Source organism: Euzebya tangerina, assembly GCF_003074135.1.
GTDB classification, from domain to species: domain Bacteria; phylum Actinomycetota; class Nitriliruptoria; order Euzebyales; family Euzebyaceae; genus Euzebya; species Euzebya tangerina.
Genome location: NZ_PPDK01000007.1, coordinates 1 through 1,743, shown reverse-complemented (window position 1 = coordinate 1,743; position 1,743 = coordinate 1). Strand labels below are relative to the sequence as shown.

Sequence of the window (1,743 nt, the reverse complement as noted above, 5' to 3'; positions counted from 1 at the left end):
ATTACAATGATCAAGCAGGAAATTTTTTTGATTGCCGTAAATGTCCGTATATCTAGTTGAGGCACAACCCGCCAAAGTCATTGCCCCAACCAGAACGGCGATAAACCGTATATTTACCGATAAGGCATCCGGCAGTTCAACAGACCGGGAAGGGCTGGATTTGCTGAGGATGAAGGTGGAGGAAGGTGATGTCATTCTGGTTAAGAAACTCGACCGTCTTGGCCGCGACACTGCCGATATGATCCAACTGATAAAGGAATTTGACGCTCAGGGCGTGGCAGTCCGGTTCATTGATGACGGGATCAGTACCGACGGTGATATGGGGCAAATGGTGGTCACCATCCTGTCGGCTGTGGCACAGGCTGAACGCCGGAGGATCCTAGAACGCACGAATGAGGGCCGACAGGAAGCAAAGCTGAAAGGAATCAAATTTGGCCGCAGGCGTACCGTGGACAGGAACGTCGTGCTGACGCTTCATCAGAAGGGCACTGGTGCAACGGAAATTGCTCATCAGCTCAGTATTGCCCGCTCCACGGTTTATAAAATTCTTGAAGACGAAAGGGCCTCGTGATACGCTTATTTTTATAGGTTAATGTCATGATAATAATGGTTTCTTAGACGTCAGGTGGCACTTTTCGGGGAAATGTGCGCGGAACCCCTATTTGTTTATTTTTCTAAATACATTCAAATATGTATCCGCTCATGAGACAATAACCCTGGTAAATGCTTCAATAATATTGAAAAAGGAAGAGTATGAGTATTCAACATTTTCGTGTCGCCCTTATTCCCTTTTTTGCGGCATTTTGCCTTCCTGTTTTTGCTCACCCAGAAACGCTGGTGAAAGTAAAAGATGCTGAAGATCAGTTGGGTGCACGAGTGGGTTACATCGAACTGGATCTCAACAGCGGTAAGATCCTTGAGAGTTTTCGCCCCGAAGAACGTTTTCCAATGATGAGCACTTTTAAAGTTCTGCTATGTGGTGCGGTATTATCCCGTGTTGACGCCGGGCAAGAGCAACTCGGTCGCCGCATACACTATTCTCAGAATGACTTGGTTGAGTACTCACCAGTCACAGAAAAGCATCTTACGGATGGCATGACAGTAAGAGAATTATGCAGTGCTGCCATAACCATGAGTGATAACACTGCTGCCAACTTACTTCTGACAACGATCGGAGGACCGAAGGAGCTAACCGCTTTTTTGCACAACATGGGGGATCATGTAACTCGCCTTGATCGTTGGGAACCGGAGCTGAATGAAGCCATACCAAACGACGAGCGTGACACCACGATGCCTGCAGCAATGGCAACAACGTTGCGCAAACTATTAACTGGCGAACTACTTACTCTAGCTTCCCGGCAACAATTAATAGACTGGATGGAGGCGGATAAAGTTGCAGGACCACTTCTGCGCTCGGCCCTTCCGGCTGGCTGGTTTATTGCTGATAAATCTGGAGCCGGTGAGCGTGGGTCTCGCGGTATCATTGCAGCACTGGGGCCAGATGGTAAGCCCTCCCGTATCGTAGTTATCTACACGACGGGGAGTCAGGCAACTATGGATGAACGAAATAGACAGATCGCTGAGATAGGTGCCTCACTGATTAAGCATTGGTAACTGTCAGACCAAGTTTACTCATATATACTTTAGATTGATTTAAAACTTCATTTTTAATTTAAAAGGATCTAGGTGAAGATCCTTTTTGATAATCTCATGACCAAAATCCCTTAACGTGAGTTTTCGTTC

Annotated in this window: 1 protein-coding gene and 1 pseudogene; both read left to right on the top strand. The window is 46.8% G+C overall.

Going from position 1 to position 1,743, the window contains the following annotated elements:
• Positions 1-103: 103 nt before the first annotated feature.
• A pseudogene (locus tag C1746_RS21795) lies at positions 104-571 on the top strand (recombinase family protein); the annotation flags it as partial.
• Positions 572-753: 182 nt separating this feature from the next.
• Positions 754-1,614: a broad-spectrum class A beta-lactamase TEM-1 gene (locus C1746_RS21790; protein WP_000027057.1), complete on the top strand. Its 861-nt coding sequence runs from the start codon at positions 754-756 to the stop codon at positions 1,612-1,614.
• Positions 1,615-1,743 lie beyond the last annotated feature (129 nt).